At 72.6% G+C, this 19,701-nt stretch carries 21 protein-coding genes; 11 read left to right on the forward strand and 10 right to left on the reverse strand.

Going from position 1 to position 19,701, the window contains the following annotated elements; translation table 11 throughout:
- Positions 1 to 62: 62 nt before the first annotated feature.
- Positions 63 to 953, reverse strand: coding sequence for a dTDP-4-dehydrorhamnose reductase (rfbD, locus tag BN6_RS36920; protein ID WP_015104972.1), 891 nt, complete (start codon positions 951 to 953; stop codon positions 63 to 65).
- On the reverse strand, positions 953 to 1,942 hold the full coding sequence (rfbB, locus tag BN6_RS36925) for a dTDP-glucose 4,6-dehydratase (RefSeq protein WP_041315425.1): 990 nt from the start codon (positions 1,940 to 1,942) through the stop codon (positions 953 to 955). Before rfbB ends, rfbD begins: the two co-directional genes overlap by 1 nt.
- A gap of 274 nt (positions 1,943 to 2,216) precedes the next feature.
- On the opposite strand from rfbB, the gene BN6_RS36930 reads away from it, so the two are divergent.
- The 3 genes from BN6_RS36930 (at position 2,217) to BN6_RS36940 (ending at position 5,873) form a co-directional block, all read left to right on the forward strand.
- Positions 2,217 to 3,635 (forward strand): LCP family protein, encoded by a 1,419-nt coding sequence (locus tag BN6_RS36930; RefSeq protein WP_231904842.1) that lies wholly within the window; start codon positions 2,217 to 2,219, stop codon positions 3,633 to 3,635.
- A 101-nt stretch (positions 3,636 to 3,736) separates the two neighbouring features.
- A complete protein-coding gene (locus BN6_RS36935; RefSeq protein ID WP_015104975.1) occupies positions 3,737 to 4,912 on the forward strand; it encodes an LCP family protein in 1,176 nt (391 codons plus the stop codon).
- A gap of 265 nt (positions 4,913 to 5,177) precedes the next feature.
- Entirely contained in the window at positions 5,178 to 5,873 is a 696-nt protein-coding gene (locus BN6_RS36940; protein WP_015104976.1) for a TIGR03089 family protein, read from the forward strand.
- An 84-nt stretch (positions 5,874 to 5,957) separates the two neighbouring features.
- On the opposite strand, the gene BN6_RS36945 is transcribed toward BN6_RS36940, so the two are convergent.
- Complete coding sequence (locus BN6_RS36945) at positions 5,958 to 6,356, reverse strand: DoxX family protein (protein ID WP_041315426.1); 399 nt, start codon at positions 6,354 to 6,356, stop codon at positions 5,958 to 5,960.
- Positions 6,357 to 6,497: 141 nt separating this feature from the next.
- Here BN6_RS36945 and BN6_RS36950 point away from each other — a divergent pair, with 141 nt between their 5' ends.
- Positions 6,498 to 6,836, forward strand: a complete 339-nt coding sequence (locus BN6_RS36950) for an ArsR/SmtB family transcription factor (protein ID WP_015104977.1) — start codon at positions 6,498 to 6,500, stop codon at positions 6,834 to 6,836.
- Positions 6,826 to 7,305, forward strand: a complete 480-nt coding sequence (locus tag BN6_RS36955) for an SRPBCC family protein (protein WP_015104978.1) — start codon at positions 6,826 to 6,828, stop codon at positions 7,303 to 7,305. Before BN6_RS36950 ends, BN6_RS36955 begins: the two co-directional genes overlap by 11 nt.
- Before the next feature lie 96 nt (positions 7,306 to 7,401).
- Here BN6_RS36955 and BN6_RS36960 read toward each other — a convergent pair whose 3' ends face one another.
- The 6 genes from BN6_RS36960 to BN6_RS36985 all read right to left on the reverse strand — a co-directional run bounded on the left by BN6_RS36960 (position 7,402) and on the right by BN6_RS36985 (position 12,843).
- Entirely contained in the window at positions 7,402 to 8,565 is a 1,164-nt protein-coding gene (locus tag BN6_RS36960) for an acyl-CoA dehydrogenase (protein ID WP_015104979.1), read from the reverse strand.
- A 159-nt stretch (positions 8,566 to 8,724) separates the two neighbouring features.
- Entirely contained in the window at positions 8,725 to 9,192 is a 468-nt protein-coding gene (purE, locus tag BN6_RS36965; protein ID WP_051076094.1) for a 5-(carboxyamino)imidazole ribonucleotide mutase, read from the reverse strand.
- 17 nt (positions 9,193 to 9,209) lie between these two features.
- On the reverse strand, positions 9,210 to 10,409 hold the full coding sequence (locus BN6_RS36970) for a 5-(carboxyamino)imidazole ribonucleotide synthase (protein WP_015104981.1): 1,200 nt from the start codon (positions 10,407 to 10,409) through the stop codon (positions 9,210 to 9,212).
- 141 nt (positions 10,410 to 10,550) lie between these two features.
- On the reverse strand, positions 10,551 to 11,570 hold the full coding sequence (locus BN6_RS36975; protein ID WP_015104982.1) for an ABC-2 transporter permease: 1,020 nt from the start codon (positions 11,568 to 11,570) through the stop codon (positions 10,551 to 10,553).
- Positions 11,567 to 12,442, reverse strand: a complete 876-nt coding sequence (locus tag BN6_RS36980; RefSeq protein ID WP_015104983.1) for an ABC transporter ATP-binding protein — start codon at positions 12,440 to 12,442, stop codon at positions 11,567 to 11,569. Before BN6_RS36980 ends, BN6_RS36975 begins: the two co-directional genes overlap by 4 nt.
- A complete protein-coding gene (locus BN6_RS36985; protein WP_015104984.1) occupies positions 12,439 to 12,843 on the reverse strand; it encodes a GntR family transcriptional regulator in 405 nt (134 codons plus the stop codon). Before BN6_RS36985 ends, BN6_RS36980 begins: the two co-directional genes overlap by 4 nt.
- A 338-nt stretch (positions 12,844 to 13,181) precedes the next feature.
- On the opposite strand from BN6_RS36985, the gene BN6_RS36990 reads away from it, so the two are divergent.
- The 3 genes from BN6_RS36990 (at position 13,182) to BN6_RS37005 (ending at position 15,170) form a co-directional block, all read left to right on the forward strand.
- Entirely contained in the window at positions 13,182 to 13,664 is a 483-nt protein-coding gene (locus tag BN6_RS36990) for a ricin-type beta-trefoil lectin domain protein (RefSeq protein WP_015104985.1), read from the forward strand.
- A gap of 208 nt (positions 13,665 to 13,872) precedes the next feature.
- Entirely contained in the window at positions 13,873 to 14,517 is a 645-nt protein-coding gene (locus BN6_RS42740) for a hypothetical protein (protein WP_015104986.1), read from the forward strand.
- Entirely contained in the window at positions 14,514 to 15,170 is a 657-nt protein-coding gene (locus BN6_RS37005; protein WP_015104987.1) for a hypothetical protein, read from the forward strand. Before BN6_RS42740 ends, BN6_RS37005 begins: the two co-directional genes overlap by 4 nt.
- Positions 15,171 to 15,298: 128 nt before the next feature.
- On the opposite strand, the gene BN6_RS37010 is transcribed toward BN6_RS37005, so the two are convergent.
- Positions 15,299 to 16,132 (reverse strand): GGDEF domain-containing protein, encoded by an 834-nt coding sequence (locus BN6_RS37010; RefSeq protein WP_231904843.1) that lies wholly within the window; start codon positions 16,130 to 16,132, stop codon positions 15,299 to 15,301.
- A gap of 146 nt (positions 16,133 to 16,278) precedes the next feature.
- On the opposite strand from BN6_RS37010, the gene BN6_RS37015 reads away from it, so the two are divergent.
- The 3 genes from BN6_RS37015 to BN6_RS37025 are packed head-to-tail and all read left to right on the forward strand — an operon-like array spanning position 16,279 to position 19,694.
- A complete protein-coding gene (locus BN6_RS37015; RefSeq protein WP_015104989.1) occupies positions 16,279 to 18,564 on the forward strand; it encodes a sigma-70 family RNA polymerase sigma factor in 2,286 nt (761 codons plus the stop codon).
- A 35-nt stretch (positions 18,565 to 18,599) separates the two neighbouring features.
- Complete coding sequence (locus BN6_RS37020; protein WP_084672964.1) at positions 18,600 to 19,118, forward strand: GtrA family protein; 519 nt, start codon at positions 18,600 to 18,602, stop codon at positions 19,116 to 19,118.
- Positions 19,119 to 19,154: 36 nt separating this feature from the next.
- On the forward strand, positions 19,155 to 19,694 hold the full coding sequence (locus tag BN6_RS37025; protein ID WP_015104991.1) for a GtrA family protein: 540 nt from the start codon (positions 19,155 to 19,157) through the stop codon (positions 19,692 to 19,694).
- Positions 19,695 to 19,701: the final 7 nt, after the last annotated feature.

Here is a 19,701-nt window from a genome sequence, read left to right on the forward strand (position 1 = left end):
GCCGGTCGGACGACCGGCCCTCATCAGGACGCCCCCGTGACCGGGGACCGCGAACCGGAGGGTCAGGGGACGGCGTGCGTCGCGAACGCCTCCCGCAGCGCTTCCCGCCACGGCCGCAGCGGGGTCAGCCCGGCCTCGGCCCACGCCCGACCGGACAGCACCGAGTACGCGGGCCTGGGCGCCGGGCGCGGGAAGTCGTCGGTGCCGCAGCCCCGCACCCGCTCCGGGTCGGCCCCGAGCTCCTCGAACACGGCCTGCGCGAAGCCGCGCCACGTGGTCTCGCCGCTGCCCGTGGCGTGCAGCACCCGCGACTCGGGCCCGGTCCGCACCACCCGACCGGCCAGTTCGACCAGCCCCGCCGCCAGGTCCAGCGACCACGTCGGCGACCCGTGCTGGTCGTCCACAACGGACAGCGTCTCGCGCTCGCCCGCCAAACGGGCGATCGTGCGCACGAAGTTCGGCCCACCCGCGCCGTACATCCACGAGGTCCGCACGACCCAGGACCGTTCCCACGTCCGGAGGATCCGCTGTTCCCCCGCGAGCTTCGTACGCCCGTAGGCGGATTGCGGTCCCGTCTCGTCCTCGGGCTCGTACGGCCGCGTGCCGTCGCCCGGGAAGACGTAGTCCGTGGACACGTGCAGTAGCGGCACGTTGTGGTCGCGGCAGGCCGACGCCAGCAGGCCGGCACCGACCGCGTTCACCGCGAACGCGCGTTCCTCGTCGGTCTCCGCCGCGTCGACGGCGGTGTACGCGGCGGCGTTGACCACCACGGGCTTGAGGTCGTTGTCCCGCGCCGACGCGGCGAACGACGCCACCGCGTCGGTCACCGCCGACTCGTCGGTGACGTCCAGCTCCGCCGACGACGGGGCGTGCACCAGGCCGTCGGTCGGGACCGAGGCCACCAGGTCGTGCCCGAGCTGGCCGCGGCCGCCCGGTACCAGGAGTGCGAGCATCAGCCGGCCAGCGCCGCGCGCTGCTTGAGCGGCTCCCACCACGACCGGTTGTCCCGGTACCACTCGACCGTGGCGGCCAGGCCGGTGGTGAAGTCGACCTTCGGGGCGTAGCCGAGCTCGGTGGCGATCTTGGTGATGTCGACCGAGTAGCGGCGGTCGTGGCCCAGGCGGTCGGTGACCGGCTCGACCGCGGACCAGTCCCGGCCGGTCGCGGCCAGCAGGCGCTCGGTCAGCTCGCGGTTGGTCAGCTCGGTGCCGCCGCCGATGTTGTAGACCTCGCCGCTCCGGCCGCCTTCCAGCACGAGCTGGATGCCGCCGCAGTGGTCGTCCACGTGCAGCCAGTCGCGGACGTTGAGGCCGTCGCCGTAGAGCGGGACCTTGCCGCCGTCCATGAGGTTGCTCACGAACAGGGGGATGACCTTCTCCGGGAACTGGTACGGACCGTAGTTGTTCGAGCACCGGGTGACGCACACCGGCAGCCCGTGGGTCCGGTGGAACGCCCGCGCCAGCAGGTCGGACGACGCCTTGGAGGCCGAGTAGGGCGAGTTCGGCTCCAGGGCGTGCTCCTCGGTCCAGGAGCCCTCCTCGATCGTGCCGTAGACCTCGTCCGTGGAGACGTGCACGAACTTCGCGACCTCCGCCTCCAGGGCCGCTTGGAGCAGCGTCTGGGTGCCCAGCACGTTCGTGAGCACGAAATCGGCGGACCCGGAGATCGACCGGTCCACATGCGACTCGGCCGCGAAGTGCACGACGACGTCCGTCCGGGCCATCAGGTCGGTCACCAGCTCGCGGTCGCAGATGTCGCCCCGGACGAAGGTCAGCCTGGGATCGTCGGCGACCGGCGCGAGGTTGGCCTCGTTCCCGGCGTAGGTGAGCTTGTCCAGCACCACCACCTCCGCGTCGGCGTAGACCGGGTACGCGCCGCGCACCATCTCCCGCACGTAGTGCGAGCCGATGAAGCCGGCCCCACCCGTCACCAGTACGCGCATGGTCAATGCCCTTCCACAACTGTCGTCCATCGCAGTCTGTCACGGTGTTAACCCGTGCAACCCACCCTGCCGTTACAGCGTCTCCCGTATTAAGTGGAACAGCAGGCCGGAACCCCGGCCCGCCACTAACCTGGGACAGCAGTCGCGGGACACGGGGGAGGCACCACCAGTGGACACCAGTCCGCCCAAAACGGCCGCGAGACCGGCTGCTTTGCGTGTTCTCGTGGTCACTTGGCGTTCACTGATAGCCCTCGTCTCGGCCGCGGTGCTCGTCGTGTCCTGGTACGGGTGGACCTATCTGCGGGACATCAACGAGGGCATCACCACCACCGACGTCATCCCGTCGGGGATCGCCGATCAGGGCGCGGCCCGCAAGCCGCTCGACGGCGCGATCGACATCCTGCTCGTGGGCGTGGACAGCCGCACCGACGCGCAGGGCAAGCCGCTGTCCGACGAGGTGCTGGCGCTGCTCAACGGCGGTGTGGCGGACGGCACGCTGAACACCGACACGATGATCCTGGTGCACGTCCCGCAGGACGGCACGCGGGCGGTCGCCATCTCATTCCCGCGCGACTCGTACGTGGAGATCGCCGACGGTTTCGGCAAGCACAAGCTCAACTCGGCCATGCTGCGGCAGAAGACCGAGACCTCGCAGCGGCTGCGCAACGAGGGCGTGACGGACGAGGCGCGGATCGAGCGCGAGTCGACCCAGGCGGGCCGCCGCACGCTCATCAAGACCATCGAGGGCCTGACCGGGGGCGCGGTCACCGTCGACCGGTACGCCGAGGTGAACCTGGCGTCGTTCTACGAGGTGACGCAGGCCATCGGCGGCGTCGAGGTGTGCCTGAACGCGGCCACCCGCGACTCCGACTCGGGCGCGGACTTCCCGGCGGGCCGGCAGACCATCGCGGGCGCGGGCGCGCTGTCGTTCGTCCGGCAGCGCGGCGGGCTGCCCGGCGGCGACCTCGACCGGATCGTGCGCCAGCAGGTGTTCATCGGCGCGCTGGCCCGCAAGGTGCTCTCCACCGGCACGCTGACCGACTTCGACAAGCTCGACCAGCTCGTGACGGCGGTGAAGAGGTCCGTGGTGCTCAGCGAGCGGTGGAACATCACCGAGTTCGCCGAGCAGATGCAGGGCCTGGTGTCGGGCAACATCCAGTTCCGCACCATCCCGGTGGGCGACCCGACGGACACGTGGGGCGACGGCAACGTCCTGCCGGTGAACCCGGCCGAGGTGCGCCAGTTCATCAAGGGCCTGGCCGTCGACCCCGCGCCGAAGTCCGGGTCGGCCGCGCCGACGACCACGGCCGGCCCGCCGCCGTCGGCGGTCACCGTGCAGGTGGTCAACTCCTCGGGCATCGCCGGCAAGGCCATCGACGTGCTGGAGATGTTGGTCACCAAGGGGTTCAAGCGCGGCGAGGCGATCAGCGGCGACTACCGCGACGGCACGGTCGTGCGGTACCCGGCCGGGGAGCGGGCCAACGCCGACAGGGTGATCTCCGCCCTGGGCGGTAACGCCGCGGCGACCGAGGACGACTCCGTGCCGAGAGGGCAGGTGCAGGTCAACGTGGGCGCGGACTTCGCACCCACCGGCGAGACCGATCCCGTGACGGCCGGCGGTGCCACGACGGTGGCGCGGACCTCCGCGTCCGCTCCGCCGATCACCGCCCAGGGTGTGGTCTGCGTCAACTGAGGACCGCACCGCACGCCGGTTGCCGCGGCCGACCGGCGGCAGGTGGTTAGCCTGGTCGGACAAGGCCGCCGGACCGGCCGCGCAGACTAGGAGGACCGCCCGTGAAGGCCGCGGTGATGACCGGACGCACGCTGCTGGCGCTGCTGTCCGCGGCCGTGCTCGTCGTGGCGGGGTACAGCTGGGCGACGCTCAAGCGCGTGCAGGAGAGCGTGAACACGACCGACGTGCTCAGCGAGCTGTCCGACATCCCCAACGCCCCGCCGGCCGACGACGGCGCGCTGGACATCCTGCTCGTCGGCAGCGACAGCCGGACCGACGCGCAGGGCCGCCCGCTGCCCGACCGGGTGCTGCGCGAACTTCGCACCGAGGCGACCGACACGCTCAACACGGACACGATCATCGTCGTGCGGGTGCCGCGCAACGGCGGCAAGGCGCACGCCGTGTCCATCCCGCGCGACACGTACGTGCCGATCCCGGACCACGGCGACGAGAAGATCAACTCGGCGTACGGGGTCACCAAGTTCTTCACCATGGAGCGGCTCGCGGCCGAGGGCGGCCACGACCTGGAGGACCGCTCCAAGCTCGGCGACCAGGCTGGGCGGCGCGCGCTGGTGCAGGTCGTGCAGGACCTGACCGGCGTCCGGGTGGACCACTACGCCGAGGTCAACCTGTACGGCTTCTACCTGTTGACGCAGGTCGTCGGCGGGGTCGAGGTGTGCCTGAACAACGCCACCAGCGACCCGGACTCGGGCGCGAACTTCCGGGCCGGCGTGCAGACCGTCGCCGGCGGCGACGCGCTGGCGTTCGTGCGGCAGCGCAAGAACATCCCGGGCGGCGACCTCGGGCGGATCACCCGCCAGCAGGTGTTTCTCAAGTCGGCGGTGTCGCAGCTGCTCTCCGCCGGGACGCTGGCCGACCCGGGCAAGCTCAACGGGCTGCTGGAGGCGATGTCGAAGTCCGTCGTGGTGGACGAGAAGCTCGACCTCGCCACCCTGGCGGGCCAGGTGCAGAGCCTGGCGGGCGGCAACGTCGAGTTCACCACCATCCCGGTGACCGGCGTCGGCGAGCGCAACGAGCGCGGGCAGAGCATCGTGACGGTGGACCGCGAGCAGGTGAAGGCGTTCGTGGCGCAGGTGCTGGGCGAGAAGACCCCCGCACCGGCCCCGACCACGACCCCGCCGACGACCACGTCCGCGCGCAAGTTCGCCGGCGGCAAGCCGGTGACCCTGGACGGCCCGCGCCGCGTCCTGGCCCAAGGTCCGCCCTGCGTCGACTGATCCCTGTCTTCCGCGCGGACGACCGGGCGAGCCGCAAGCCGGCCGGCGCTCGATGGGGCGGTGAACCCGCTCGGCATCCGCTGGGCGGTCCCGGCGCGGACCGCAGGGAGCGTGGCGAGCCCGTGACACCGGACGGCCCGCGCCCCCAGCGCCGGCCGGGTGGTCCTCGTGCGGACGGCGGGGCCGGCCCGTGACACCGGACGGGCGCGCGGCGTCGGCTGACCCCGGCTGGGGCGGTCGTCGCGCGGATGGCAGGGTTGGTGGCATGACCGTCACGGAAACCCTGCTGACGCCGCTGTTCGCGGCGGGTCCCGGCCGTCCGCTGATCACGCACTACGACGACGCCGCGGGCACTCGGGTCGAACTCTCGCGGGCGACCATCGGGAACTGGGCGGCGAAGACGGCCAACTGGCTGCGCGACGAACTCGACGTCGAGGCCGGCGACCCGGTGGCGGTGCTGCTGCCCGCGCACTGGCAGACCGCGGGCGTGCTGCTGGGCGCGTGGTGGTGCGGCGCGGCCGTGACGGACGACCCGGCGGGCGCGAAGGTGGCGTTCGTGGCACCGGGCGGCACCGCCGGCGGCGCGGACACCGTGGCGACGGTCTCGTTGCACCCCATGGGTTTGGGCTGCGGGGCCGAGCTGGACTACGTGGACGAGGTGCGCGTCCACGGCGACGAGTTCCTGCCGTGGGCCCCGGTCCCGGGCAGCACGCCCGCGCTCGGCAAGTCCACTGTGGACGAAGTGGTGGCGGAGGCGCGGCAGCGCGCGAACACGTTGGCGATCGGCCCGTACACGCGGGTGCTGTCGACCGTGGAGTGGGCGCAGCCGGACGGGCTGCTCAACGGTTTCCTGGCCGTGCTGGCCGGTGGCGGTTCGCTCGTGCAGTGCAGCAACGCGAACGCCGACCTGCTGCCCGCGCGGCGGGCCAGTGAGCACACCACCCTCGACCTGGTCGGCTGAGCGCTCCCCCGCGGACTCGACGGCGCGAACGCGGCGGGCGGGTGGTCACCTGGACCCCCCGCCCGCCGCGTCGACGTCGTGCGGTCAGGCGGGTTGCCTGCGCCGGATCAGCCGGTCGACGGTGAGCGAGCCGCCGTTGAAGCCCAGCGCGAGCGCGGCGACGCCCAGCGCGAGCACCAGCTCGTAGCCGCCCTGGCCGAGCAGGCCGTTGGGCAGGTGCACGATCAGCAGCGCGCCGGCCATGTCGATCGCCAGCAGGATCCCGACGACGGGCAGTGCCGCGCCCGCGATCAGCAGCGCGCCGCCACCGAGTTCCACCAGGGCGGCGAACCAGGCGGAGAGCGTCGGGAGCGGGACGCCCATGCCCTCGAAGGCCTGCGCGGTGCCGTCGAGCCCCCACTCGGTGATCTTCTGCCAGCCGTGCGCGATGAACACCACGCCGACGCCGATCCGCCCGATGAGTGCCGCCACGTCCCGAACCATGCCCGTCCCTTCGCCAGTGGATTGGTCCAGTCCGACGGTATATGAATCTTCAACGACTTCCAGGCGGTCGCCGGGGGTTGACAGCATCTCGACAGGCGCATATAAAACCAAATGGTTAGATAACCGTTGGGTTAGGTGAAGATGGCAGACGACCCGCTGAGCACCACGTTCGCCGCGCTGGCCGACCCGACCAGGCGTGCCATCCTGGCCCGCCTGGCCGAGGGCGCGGCCACCGTGAAGGAACTGTCCGCGCCGTTCGCGATGAGCGGGCCCGCCGTGTCCAAGCACCTGAGGGTGCTCGAACGGGCGGGGCTCATCACGCGTGGTCGCGACGCCCAGTGGCGTCCCCGCACCCTCGACGCGACGCCGTTGCGCGAGGTCGCCGAGTGGACCGACGGCTTCCGCCGGTTCTGGGACGACAGCCACCGCCGCCTGGACGCGTACCTGGAACGGATGAAGGAGCAGGAAGATGACCACTGACACCGCCTCCGCGTGGAGCACGCCGTCCGATGTGGAGGTCGCGGTGACCCGCCGCTTCGACGCGCCCCAGCGGCTGGTGTTCGAGGCGTTCACCTCGCCGGAGCACATCGTGCACTGGATGCTCGGCCCGGAGGGCTGGACGATGCCGGTGTGCGAGGTCGACCTCCGGCCGGGCGGGACGTGGCACATGGTGTGGCGGCGCGCCGACGGCACCGAGATGAGCATGACCGGCACCTACCTGTCGGTCACGCCGCACTCGGAGACCGTGCAGACCGAGGCGTGGGGCGACGACTGGCCGGAGACCGTGAACACCACCCGGTTCGTCGACGAGGGCGAGCGGACGACCGTCGTGCAGACGATGAAGTACCCGTCCCGGGAGGCCCGTGACCGGGCCATGCAGACCGGGATGACCGAGGGCGCGGACACCAGCTACGACCGGCTGGAGGCGTACCTGGCAACCCTCGCCTGAGCCGTGCGGGCGGTCATGGTCACCGGACAACGGCGCAGGGCCGCACCGACGAGTCGGTGCGGCCCTGCGCGGTGATCCGGCGGGTGGTCCGGCGGGTCAGCCCTTGAGCAGCGCCCGGCTCATGACGACGCGCTGGATCTGGTTCGTGCCCTCGTAGATCTGGGTGATCTTGGCGTCGCGCATCATGCGCTCGACCGGGAAGTCGCGGGTGTAGCCGGCGCCGCCGAACAGCTGCACGGCGTCCGTCGTCACCTCCATCGCGACGTCGGACGCGTAGCACTTCGCCGCCGCCGTGATGAAGCCGATGTCCGGCTCGCCGCGCTCGGCCTTCGCCGCCGCGACGTAGACCAGGTGCCGGGCCGCCTCGATCTTCATCGCCATGTCCGCGAGCATGAACTGCACGCCCTGGAACTCGGCGATCGCCTTGCCGAACTGCTTGCGGTCCTTGACGTAGGCGACGGCGGCTTCCAGCGCGCCCTGCGCGATGCCGACGGCCTGCGCGCCGATGGTCGGGCGGGTGTGGTCGAGGGTGCGCAGCGCGGTCTTCAGGCCGGTGCCGGGCTCGCCGATGACGCGGTCCTCGGGGATCGTGCAGTTCTCGAAGTGGATCTCCCTGGTCGGGGAGCCCTTGATGCCGAGCTTGCGCTCCTTCGAGCCCACGACGAAGCCCGGGTCGTCCTTGTGCACCACGAACGCCGAGATGCCCTGCGACTTCTTCGGCGCGTCCGGGTCGGTCACCGCCATCACCGTGTACCAAGTCGACTCGCCCGCGTTGGTGATCCAGCACTTGGTGCCGTTGAGCACCCAGTGGTCGCCGTCGAGCCGGGCGCGGGTGCGCATCGACGCCGTGTCCGAGCCCGCCTCGCGCTCGGACAGCGCGTAGGACGCCATCGCCTCGCCGCTCGCGATGGACGGCAGGACCTGGCGCTTGAGGTCGTCGGAGGCGGCCAGCAGGATCGGCATGGTGCCGAGCTTGTTCACGGCCGGGATCAGCGACGACGACGCGCAGACGCGCGCCACCTCCTCGATCACGATGCACGTGGCGACCGAGTCGGCACCTTGGCCGTCGTACTCCTCGGGCACGTGCACGGCCGCGAAACCGGACTTGACCAGGGCGTTGAGCGCTTCGACCGGGAAGCGTTCCTGTTCGTCGACGTCGGCCGCGTGCGGCGCGACCTCCTTGTCGGCGAGCGCCCGGACGGCCTCGCGCAGCGCGTCGTGCTCCTCGGCGAGCTGGTAGGTACCGAAACTCGGGTCCACGTTAAGTTACCTCCCGGTAGGGCCTCTACCGAGATGTTAGCGCGCGTTCACCGGCTTGAACCCCGTGCCTTGGGCAACAGGGCCCGAACCGACTACACCGGCACCGGCCGACCGGCTCAACGACGCCCCGGACCAGCCAGGACGACCCGGCCCGGACCGCTACAGCGACGCCCGCAGCGCCTCGTCCTTCTCCAGCACGAGCCGCTCCAGCGACGCCTGGAAGGCCGCCATCCGCTCCTGGAGCGCCGGGTCCGACGCGGCCAGCACGCGCACCGCCAGCAGGCCCGCGTTGCGCGCGCCGCCGACCGACACCGTCGCCACCGGCACGCCCGCCGGCATCTGCACGATCGACAGCAGCGAGTCCATCCCGTCGAGGTACTTCAACGGCACCGGCACGCCGATCACCGGCAGCACCGTGGCCGAGGCGACCATGCCGGGCAGGTGCGCCGCGCCGCCCGCGCCCGCGATGACCACCCGCAGCCCGCGGCCGGCGGCCGACGCGGCGTAGTCGAGCATCCGCTGCGGGGTCCGGTGCGCGGACACCACGCTGACCTCGAACGGCACGTCGAACTCGGCCAGTGCCTCGGTGGCCGCCTTCATCACCGGCCAGTCCGAGTCGCTGCCCATGATCACGCCGACTGACGTCACTGCTGTCCTCCGTGGATGTCGTACCCGTCCGACCACACGCCGTCGGACAGCCAGTGCGCCGCGAGCCGCGCCCGCTCCCGCACCTCGTCCAGCCGCTCGCCGAGCAGCGTCACGTGGCCGATCTTGCGCCCCGGCCGCTCCGCCTTGCCGTACAGGTGCACGTGCGCGTCGGGGAACCGGGCGAACAGGTGGTGCAGCCGCTCGTCCGGGCCCATCCCGGGCGGCTCCGCCGCGCCCAGCACGTTCGCCATCACGACGGCGGGCGCGGCCAGGTCGGTCGCGCCCAGCGGGTAGTCCAGCACGGCCCGCAGGTGCTGCTCGAACTGGGAGGTGCGGGCGCCCTCGATGGTCCAGTGGCCGGAGTTGTGCGGCCGCATCGCCAGCTCGTTGACCACCAGCCCGTCGGCGGTCTCGAACAGCTCGACGGCCAGCAGGCCGACCACGCCCAGCTCGGCGGCGATCCGCAGCGCCAGCTCCTGCGCCTGCTCCTGCACCGGCGCACCGGAGGTGTCCGGCGCGGGGGCGAGCACCTCGACGCAGATCCCCTCCTTCTGCACGGTCTGCACGACGGGCCACGCCGCGCCCTGCCCGAACGGCGAGCGCGCCACCAGCGCGGCCAGCTCGCGGCGCATCGGCACGCACTGCTCGACCATCAGCGGCGTCCCGGCGGCCAGCAGCTCGGGCACCACCCGCTGGGCGCTCTGCGGGGTGTTGAGCATCCACACGCCGCGCCCGTCGTAGCCGCCGCGCACCGCCTTCAGCACGCACGGCCAGCCGTGGTCCGCGCCGAACCGCAGCACGTCCGCGGTCTCCAGCACCGCGCTGAACGGCGGCACCGGCAGCCCCAGCTCGGCCAGCTTGACCCGCATGACCAGCTTGTCCTGCGCGTGCTCCAGCGCTTCCGGGCCGGGGTGCACCTTCACGCCGTCGGCGACCAGCGCCTTGAGGTGGTCCTGCGGCACGTGCTCGTGGTCGAACGTGAGCACGTCGCACGACTTGGCGAACGTGCGCAGCGCGTCCAGGTCGGTGTGCTTGCCGTACTCGACGTCCCGCGCGACCAGGGCGGCGGGGTCGGAGTCCGATTCGGCGAGCACCCGCAGCGACTGGCCCAGCGGGATCGCGGCCTGGTGGGTCATGCGGGCGAGCTGCCCGCCGCCGATCATGCCGACGACCGGGAGACGAGTTCGGGAGTCCACGGGAAGCGGATTCTACCTGGGAAAACGGAGGCCGCCGACCACCCCGCCGGCAAGGGCGGGAACAGGCAGGCCCCGCGCACCCCCGAAGTGCGCGGGACCTCCCTCGGCGGGGTCGGCCGCGGTGCGACCGACCCTGGTCCGTCAGGCGCCGTGCGAGCGGCGCACCCACTTGAACGCCAGCGCCACCAGTCCGGCGGCGAGCAGGACGAAGATCGTGAACTCGACGAGCTGGAACGGCACCAGCCGGTCGACGGGGTGGTAGTCGTGGAAGTACTGCACCACGCCCCTGTCCGCCAGGCACTTGTAGTAGCCGTCAGGCTGGTCGTACCCGTTGGTGCACGCCCACGGGAAGGCCACCTCGTTGCCGGCCGCGTCGGCGTAGCCGTTGTCCACGGCCATGGTGCCGTTGAGCAGCCCTACGGTGGCGTCGGTGTCGACGTTGCGGGTGTCCAGCGGCTGGAAGACCCGCTCGGCGGGCCAGTAGTACCGGCGCCACAGACCGCCCACCAGGGAGCGGACCACCACGAAGATCCCGAGCGTCCCGGCCATCGCGACCAGCGTCCGCCGGGTCACCGCGCTCAGCGCCAGGCCGAGGGCGAACCCGAACGCCGCGTAACCGGCCTGCACGAGCGGCACGGCCTCGAACGGCTGGGTGGCGAACGGCTGGAACGGCAGGTGCCCGGACGCCAGCCCGAACCTGCCCCCGGCCTCCTCGTTCATCGCCCGCAGCAGGGTCGTCACGGCCGCGCCGAACCCGGCCGACAGGCCGACCGCCGGCACGCCCAGCAGCACCACCTTGCCGAGCAGCCACCTGCTCGGCGTCAGGTCCTGGCCCCACGCCACGACGTAGGTCTTCTGCTCGTACTCGACGGCCAGCAGCGGTGCGGCCCAGAACACGCCGATGAGCCCACCCGCCGCGATCGGGGCCAGCGCGAAGAACTGCGTCGCGCCGGAGAAGCTGATGTCGACCAGCGGGAACACGTGCGCGGTGCTGCCCGAGGACCGGACGATCACCGCCATGACCAGGGCGGTCAGCGAACCCAGCACGGCCAGTGCGCCGAGGGCGAGGTATTGCCAGCGGTGCTGCCGCCAGGCCAGCCACGCGAGGTCGCCCCAGCCGACCCGGTCCCGCACCGGCGTGGGGGTGGTGGTGGCGGTCATGCGTCGAGTCCCTTCCGGGTGGCCGCGAGCTGCGCGAGCACGTAGTCCTCCAGCGTCACCGGTCGTTGCACCCACGGCCCCGCGACCACCGGCCGGGGCCGCCCCTCGGGCAGCTCGACCAGGAACGTCGACTGGGTGCCGCGGTGCCGGGCCTCGACGACCTTGCCGAGCACCGGCGGGGTCTCGGAGGCGGGTCCGGCGTAGGACACGTGCCGGGTGAGCAGTTCGTCCAGGTCGCCGCCGGCCAGCAGCCGGCCGTGGGCGAGCAGGAGCAGGTGGTCGGCCACGCCGCCGAGCTCGGCCACCACGTGGGTGGACAGCAGGACGGTCATCCCGGTCTCGGCGACCTCGGCCAGCAGTTCGGCGGTCACCTCGCGGCGGGCCAGCGGGTCGAGGTTGGCCAGCGGCTCGTCGAGCATCAGCACGTCCGGCCGGGCCCCGACCGCCAGCGCGAACGCGACCTGCGCCTGCTGGCCGCCGGACAGCTTGCCGCACGCCCGGTCCAGCGGGACCTCGAACCGCTCCAGCCAGCGCTCGGCGCGGTCCGCGTCCCACACGACGTTGAGGCGGGCGCCCAGGCGCAGCATCTCGGCGGCGGTGAAGTGCCGGTAGACCGGCTTCTCCTGGGACACGAACGCGACCCGGCCGGACGTCCCCGCCGACCCCTCGTCGGCGGGGAGCAGGCCCGCGAGCACGCTCATCAACGTCGTCTTGCCCGCGCCGTTCGCGCCGACCAGCGCCGCCACCTTGCCGGCCGGCAGCTCGAACGAGCAGTCGCGCAGCGCCCACTTGGCGCGGTAGCGCTTGCCCAGGGCCTGCGCCCGGACCGCCGAGCCGGTCGTGTCGACGGGCTCCGCCACGGTAGTGGTCATCCGACCGCCACCCCTTCCCCCTCGGTCTTCCCCGCGGTCACCACGGACCGCACCAACGCGTCGATGTCCTCTTCGTCCAGACCGGCCTCGCGCGCCTCCCGGACCCACTCGGCGAGCCGCGCGCGCAGCGCGTCCATCACCTCGGGCGCGGTCGAGCCCAGACCGGCCTTCACGAAGGTGCCCGAGCCCTGGCGTGCCTCGACCAGGCCGGACAGTTCGAGCTCGCGATAGGCCTTGAGCACGGTGTTCGCGTTCACGCCGCCGCTCCTGACCACGTCGCGCACGGTCGGCAGCCGGTCGCCCGGCCCCAACCACCCCAGCCGCAGCGCCTCGCGCACCTGCCGCACGAGTTGCAGGTAGGCCGGGAGGCCGCTGGACCGGTCGATTCGGAACTCCACCACCCGCCCCCAAAATTGTTCTAGTCAACTAAGACACTGCAACACGGTCCAGCACCGTCCGCCGGTTGTCAAGACGCCGCCGGAGCGGGCCCTGCGAGCGATCACCACGGTGGTCGACGACCGGAGTCACCCCACGGAGTCAGCCCACGAAGTCCACCCCACGGGGGCACACCGCTGTCGCACAGAACGGGGAACGGCCAACCGCGTCCGTAACCGCGCCGAGCCCCACTTCGACCTGGCCGGGTCAATTGTTGCCACCGTGGCCTTACTCGCCGCTCGAAAAATGCCGCCGGCGCTTTTAATCATCGGTGCAGGTGATCCCGAATTCGGAGGAAATGCGAATGAAGTTCGGACGTATCCTCGCCGCCGTCGCCGTCGCCGCCACGGCGTTGCTCGTCGCTCCGGCATCCCACGCCGCCACACCCGACGCCCCCCAGAACGAGTGGGAGATCGAGAGTGTCACCAGGCCAGGTGACGTGTGGGACCAGAGCAACTGGGCCTGGGACCCCGAATACCCGATCGTCGCCCACCCGCGCCACGGAGAGGACAACCAGACCTGGTACATCTCCGATGACGGCACCATCAAGAACAAGCGTTACGAGTGGTGCGCCACCGCGGTCGGCGGCGACTTGGCGGGCCGGCGGTGCAACGGCTCCGAAGACCAGCGGTGGGTCGGCCATTCCTACGACAACTACCACTCCTGGCTGTTCGAGTTGGGTGATTCCGGCCGGTGCGTCACGCACAACGGCGTCTACAAGGAACTGACCCTCGCCCCGTGCGAGCGCGAGCGGTCCGACCAGCGCTGGATCATCCACAAGCGATGACCGGGTGCGCGTCGGCCGGGTGCGCCCCGGCCGACGCGCCTGGACCGGCACCCGGGCAGGTCCTTCCGCAGTTGGGCAGGTTCTCCGCAGTTGGGCATGTCCTTCGCGCTCGCGGTGCGCGAGGATTCGGCACGTCGACGCTGCCGGGCACGGTGGCGTCCCGTGTCCGACCGCGTGCGCGGTCGCCGAGCGGTGAGCCGGGTCCCCGATGCGCGAGCTGCCCTTGGTCGCCCTGCTGCTGGTCACCGCGTGCGCCGAACCTCCGCCGGCCGGGTACCCGCCGGAGACCGGCTCGCCGGCCCAGGTCCGGGAGACCGAGGTCGAGTCGTACGACCCGTGGGGCGATGGCCTGGTCAAGATCGTCGTGGAACGGCGGGCGGTGTGCGCGGAGCCCTCGAAGGTCGCGCTCCGGCCGGACGCCTGGGAGTGCCGGGTCTCCGGTGACGACCCCTCGACCGACGGCGGCGTCCACGACCCGTGCCTGGCCCACCCGACCGAGCCCAAGGCCGCGTGCCCCGAGGGCGCGGAGGGCCGCAGCGCCTACTACGTGATGACCCTCGACGCCCCGCTGCCGCCGCGCTCGCCGCCGATCGCCGAGACCGCGCCGTGGATGGTCGAGCTGTGGAGCGGCGACCGGTGCATCCGACGCCGGGACCTGCCCGCCGGGCTGCCCACCCGGGACGGGCTCGCCATCACGATGACGTGCGCCCCGGCCGACCCCCGCCGGTCGTCGCGGACCGGTGCCCACGGCTGGGGCGAGATCGACACGACCAGCCGGCCGTGGACCCTCCGGGTGTCGGCGAAGACCTCCGAAACCCCCGTGCCGGCCGCGATCAAAGTCGCCTACCGATGAGACGGGACGTCGTGCGCACGCACCTTCTCCTGGCCGCCGTCCTGCTCGTCGCGGCCTGCGCGCCCGGCGACGCCCCGGTGGTCCCGCCGCCGAACGCCTCGCCGGGCGACGTGCGGCAGACCGAGGTCCGGTCGTACGACCCGTGGGGCGCCGGCCTGGTGACCGAGACCATCGACCGGCGCGGGGCGTGCGAGAAGCCCTCGCGGGTCGTGCAGCGGTCCGACGCCTGGCAGTGCCAGGTACGTGACGACCACCCGGCGTCCGACGGCAGCCTCCACGAACCGTGCTTCGCGCACCCCACCGAGCCGAGAGCGGCCTGCCCGGAGGGGGTGGACGAGCGCTCCTTCACGGTGGTGACCCTCGCCGAACCCCTGCCCCGCCGGTCGCCGCCGGTCGCCGAGGTCGCGCCGTGGATGGTCGTGCTGTGGACCGGAGACCGGTGCGTCCGCGTCGCCGACGTGCCGATCGAGTTCCCGAGGCGGGAGGGCCGCCCCCTCACGATGATGTGCTCCCCGCTCAACCCCCGGATCCCCTCGCCGGCGGGCGACCGGGGATGGGGTGGGGTCGACACGTCCACCACGCCGTGGACATTGCGGGTGTCGGACGGGACCGGGCCGGAGAAACCCGCGATGGTGATGGTGGCCTACCGGTGAAGCGGGCGGACCGACAGGCCGGACCGCCGGCCGTCGGCGGCAAGGGGTGAGACCCGCGACGTGGGGGGTCACGTCGCGGGCCTCAGGGGGGAGGGGAGATTTCGAGCGGGCGCTGGACAGGGGGTGGATCAGCGCCCGAACCCGGCTAGCAGTTCCGTGGCCTGCTCATAAGTGGCCGGCAGCTCCTCCAGCCAAACCTCCGCCGGTCCGGTTGGGGCCACATGGGGGTCCACGGCCAGCCGATCGGCCGTCAACAACCGGAGGTTGCCGACCGTGCGGATCAGCCGCTCGTCCCGCCTGACCAGCACCGCGGCCAGCGAGGGACCGATGGACGCGATCGTCTGCCCGGAGTCGAACACCTCGCGCAGCGCGTCGGCCAGCAGCGTCATCGCCACCACCCGCGACCAGCCGGAGGCCCGGCTCAGGTCCAGCGCCACGAGCACCAGCACGTGGTCCTGGCGGCCCGAGGTGCGCGCCTCGGCGTACACCTCGCGCAGCCTGGTGCGCAGGTACGCGCCGGTGGCCAGCCCGGTCAGCGGGTCGTCCGCCGCGCTGCCGGCCGCCTGTCTGCTCATCGCGTCGCCCCAGCCCAGCGCCGTGGCGCGGAGCATCCGGGACGGGATGGCGTCGACGTTCGGCGAGATGATGCCGGTGGAGCCCGGCGGTTCCTCGATCACCGCGTGCAGCGCGGCGAGGTCCAGCAGGGTCTCGGCCAGGCCCGCGCCCGCCTCGGCCCGCGCGCTGCCCAGCTCGTACAGCTCGGCAGCGGGGTCGGCGGCGCCCAGCACCGCCGCGCAGACCTGGTCGATCTCGGCCAGCGGCCAGTCGGCCGGGAACGACCACCCGGCCGCCATCGTCGCCGTCCGCCACCTCGACCGCAGGGCCCGTGCCTCGTCCGCGCCGGACCGGCGCGTGATCGCCGGCTTGCCGGCCTCGCCGGCGGCTGCTTCCCGCACACCCACCCGGATGCCTCCTCGACCTGGGGATTCGAATACGGGACGTCGCCGCGGCTGATCCATGACGGCACTCCGCCACCCCAGTCGGGGGGTTCCGGGTGACGGTCCGCCGGCCGGTAGGTCACACTGAGCGCGCGAGGGAGGGAAAACACGTGGCGACCGTTCCTGCTGAAGTCCAGGGACCGAGCGACGCGGAGCTGATCGACTCCGTGCGCGGCGGGGCGATCGACGCCTACGGGCAGCTCTACGAGCGCCACGTGAGCGCGGCCTACAACCTGGCCCGGCAGCTCGCCCGCTCGTCGGCCGAGGCCGACGACCTCGTCTCGGACGCGTTCGCCAAGGTGCTGGACACGCTGCGCGCCGGGCGCGGCCCGGACTCGGCGTTCCGCGCCTACCTGCTCACCGCGCTGCGGCACACCGCCTACGACAAGACCCGCCGGGACAAGAAGGTCGACCTCGCCGACGACGTCACCACCGTCGCCGGCGCCGAGGCGACCTCGGTGCCGTTCCGGGACACCGCCGTGGCCGGGCTGGAGCGGTCGCTGGCCGCCAAGGCGTTCGCCCGGCTCCCGGAGCGCTGGCAGACCGTCCTGTGGCACACCGAGATCGAGGGCCAGTCCCCCGCCGAGGTCGCGCCGATCCTCGGGCTCACCGCCAACGGCGTGTCCGCCCTGGCCTACCGGGCCCGCGAGGGCCTCAAGCAGGCCTACCTCCAGGTGCACCTGGCCGAGACCCAGGCCGAGCGCTGCCGCGCCACCGTCGACCGGCTCGGCGCGTGGACCCGGGGCGGCCTGTCCAAGCGGGAGACCACCCAGGTCGAGGCGCACCTGGACGAGTGCGCGGACTGCCGTGCACTGGCCGCCGAACTCGCCGACGTCAACGGCGCGCTGCGCGCCTTCGTCGCACCCCTGGTCCTCGGGCTCGGCGCCGGCGGCTACCTGGCCGCGACCGCCACCACCGCGAAAGCCGCGACGGCCGTCGCGGTGGGTGCTGGTGCCGGCGGCGTGGCCGGAGCGGCGAGTTCCGCGCCCCGGCAGCTGTTCGGCGTGGCGGCCTCGGTGGCCGCGCTGGCCATCGCCGTGGCGATCGGGCTGGCCTCCGGCGGCGAGAACGAGGTGCCCGTCGCGCAGGCGACGCCACTGCCGACCAGCCAGGTGCAGCCCACCCGGCCGACCCAGCCGACGCCCCCGCCGCAGACCCCGGACCCGCCGGCCACCCAGGACCCGCCGCCGCCCGCGCAGCCGCCCCAGCCGACGCCCGAGCCGCAGCCCGAGCCGCCGACGCCCACCCCGCAACCGGAGCCGACGCCCGAGCCGCAGCCGGAACCCGAACCCGAGCCCGAACCCCAGCCGGCACCGCCGTCGCTGGTGCCGACGGTGCCCAGCGGGTTCACCCTCACCCCCGGCTCGGCACCGGTCGAGCTGCCGATCACCGTGCGCAACACCGGCGGCACGACCGCGCCGCCGGCGAGCGCGTCGCTGCTCCTGCCGCCCGGCGTGCGGTCGGTGGGCCCGGCCGCCCGGCTGGTCGGCGAACGGCTGGTCCGGATCGACGGCGCGGCCGACCAGACCGTGCCGTGCCCGGCCGGCGAGGGCGAGATCACCTGCGTGACCGGCCAGGGCATCGCGCCCGGCGGGTCCGCCACCTTCCTGTTCCGGCTGCGCGCCGACGACGACGCGGTGGCCGGCGCGATCACCGGCACCGTCTCGGCCGGCACCACAATCACCGTGGGCATCCGGGTCGACGTCGCCATCCGGCCGATCGACGACGACCTGGACCTCCAAGCGCACAAGTGGCACCACGGGTTCTGGGAACCCCGGATCGACATCAAGGCCACCAACACCGGCGGCCGGGCCGGGACGCTCCGGCTGGAGGTCGTCGCCGACAAGAACCTGACGCTGGTCGCCCTGCGCCCGGACTGCGAGCGCGACCGGCACCGGATCGTGTGCGAGCGCGCGCTGGAGCGCGGCGAGTCGTTCCGGCTGTCGGTCTGGGCGTTCGGCCACCCTCATCGCGGCGGGCACGTGACGGTCACGGCCACCCTCGGCTCGGCGGCCAAGTCGGTCTCCGTGCCGGTGTGGCAGCACCCGGGCCACGACGACGTGGTCCCCGACCCGGACCTCGACCAGCCCGGCGAGACCACCACCGTGCCGCCCACCACCACGCCCACGACGGTGCCGCCGGCCACCACCGAGCCCACCACCGAGCCGCCGGCCGGGACGCCGCCGACGCAGGACCCGACGACGCCCGCGCCGACCGTGCCGCCGACCGAGACCCCGCAACCACCCGTGACCACGTCACCACCGGTGGTCACCGAACCTCCGCCCACCACGACCCCGCTGCCGCGCACGGAGCCCCCGTGCCGCCCGGCTCCGCCGTGGTGGCCGCCCGGCCTGGAGGACCTGCTGCCGCCGGGGTTCTGCCGGCCCCCTCGATGATCGGCTCCGCCCGCCGTCGGTAGGCTGCCCCGGTGCTGCCACTAGTGCGCAGGATCTTCAGCCGGCTCCCCGAACCCGTGCGGTTCCTGGTCAACAAGCACCGGGAGCTGATCAGGTTCGCCCTCGTCGGCGGCACGACGTTCCTGATCGACAACGGCGTCTGGTACGCGCTGAAGCTGACCGTCCTGCAGGACAAGGTGGTCACCGCGAAGGCGATCGCCGTGCTGGTGGCGGTGATCTCGTCCTACGTGCTCAGTCGCGAGTGGTCGTTCCACACCCGGGGCGGGCGTGAGCGGCACCACGAGGCCGCCTGGTTCTTCGTGGTCAGCGGGGTCGGCATCGGCGTCACGCTGGTGCCGCTGACCGTGTCGCGGCACTTCCTCGACCTGCACAGCGAACTCGCCGACTTCGTCAGCGGGTCGGTCATCGGCATGCTGCTGGCGACCGCGTTCAAGTACTGGGCGATGCGCAAGTTCGTGTTCCCCGAGGCCGACGCGCGCCCCGACGTGCGCCCGCTGCGGGTCGTCACCGACGACCGGCGCGACGTGGCCTGACCGGCGTTTCCGGCCGTCCTCCGTAGACTCGGCCGGGTGTCCGTAGTCGAGAAGGTCGTCCGCCGCCTGCCCGAGCCCCTGCGTTCGCTGGCGCTCAAACACAGAGAGCTGCTCAAGTTCGCGGTCGTCGGCGGCACCTGCTTCGTGATCGACACGGCCATCTTCCTGGTCCTGAAGACGACCGTGCTGGCCGAGAAGCCGGTCACCGCGAAGATCGTGGCGACCCTGGTGGCCACGATCGTCTCCTACGTGCTCAACCGCGAGTGGTCGTTCCGGACCCGCGGCGGGCGTGAGCGCCACCACGAGGCGGCACTGTTCTTCCTGGTCAACGGCATCGGCATCGCCCTGAACTCGCTGCCGCTGTGGGCGTCGCGCTACCTGCTGCACCTCCAGGAGCCGCACATCAGCCGGATCGGCGAGGAGGTCGCCGACTTCGTCAGCGCGCAGATCATCGGCACCCTGATCGCCATGGCGTTCCGCTGGTACGGGTACAAGAAGTGGGTGTTCCCGGAGGCCGACGCCCGCCCCCGCGGCAAGCGCTCCTACGACGACGAAGAACACCTCGGCCACTCCTGACCCACCA

The organism is Saccharothrix espanaensis DSM 44229, assembly GCF_000328705.1.
Classification (GTDB): domain Bacteria; phylum Actinomycetota; class Actinomycetes; order Mycobacteriales; family Pseudonocardiaceae; genus Actinosynnema; species Actinosynnema espanaense.

Bases quoted from the DNA above. Each gene is read 5' to 3' on its own strand.
- rfbD (WP_015104972.1), bottom strand. From the start codon at position 953: ATGCTCGCACTCCTGGTACCGGGCGGCCGCGGCCAGCTCGGGCACGAC.
- rfbB (WP_041315425.1), bottom strand. From the start codon at position 1,942: ATGCGCGTACTGGTGACGGGTGGGGCCGGCTTCATCGGCTCGCACTAC.
- BN6_RS36940 (WP_015104976.1), top strand. From the start codon at position 5,178: ATGACCGTCACGGAAACCCTGCTGACGCCGCTGTTCGCGGCGGGTCCC.
- BN6_RS36945 (WP_041315426.1), bottom strand. From the start codon at position 6,356: ATGGTTCGGGACGTGGCGGCACTCATCGGGCGGATCGGCGTCGGCGTG.
- BN6_RS36950 (WP_015104977.1), top strand. From the start codon at position 6,498: ATGGCAGACGACCCGCTGAGCACCACGTTCGCCGCGCTGGCCGACCCG.
- BN6_RS36955 (WP_015104978.1), top strand. From the start codon at position 6,826: ATGACCACTGACACCGCCTCCGCGTGGAGCACGCCGTCCGATGTGGAG.
- purE (WP_051076094.1), bottom strand. From the start codon at position 9,192: ATGGGCAGCGACTCGGACTGGCCGGTGATGAAGGCGGCCACCGAGGCA.
- BN6_RS36975 (WP_015104982.1), bottom strand. From the start codon at position 11,570: ATGACCGCCACCACCACCCCCACGCCGGTGCGGGACCGGGTCGGCTGG.
- BN6_RS36980 (WP_015104983.1), bottom strand. From the start codon at position 12,442: ATGACCACTACCGTGGCGGAGCCCGTCGACACGACCGGCTCGGCGGTC.
- BN6_RS36990 (WP_015104985.1), top strand. From the start codon at position 13,182: ATGAAGTTCGGACGTATCCTCGCCGCCGTCGCCGTCGCCGCCACGGCG.
- BN6_RS42740 (WP_015104986.1), top strand. From the start codon at position 13,873: ATGCGCGAGCTGCCCTTGGTCGCCCTGCTGCTGGTCACCGCGTGCGCC.
- BN6_RS37005 (WP_015104987.1), top strand. From the start codon at position 14,514: ATGAGACGGGACGTCGTGCGCACGCACCTTCTCCTGGCCGCCGTCCTG.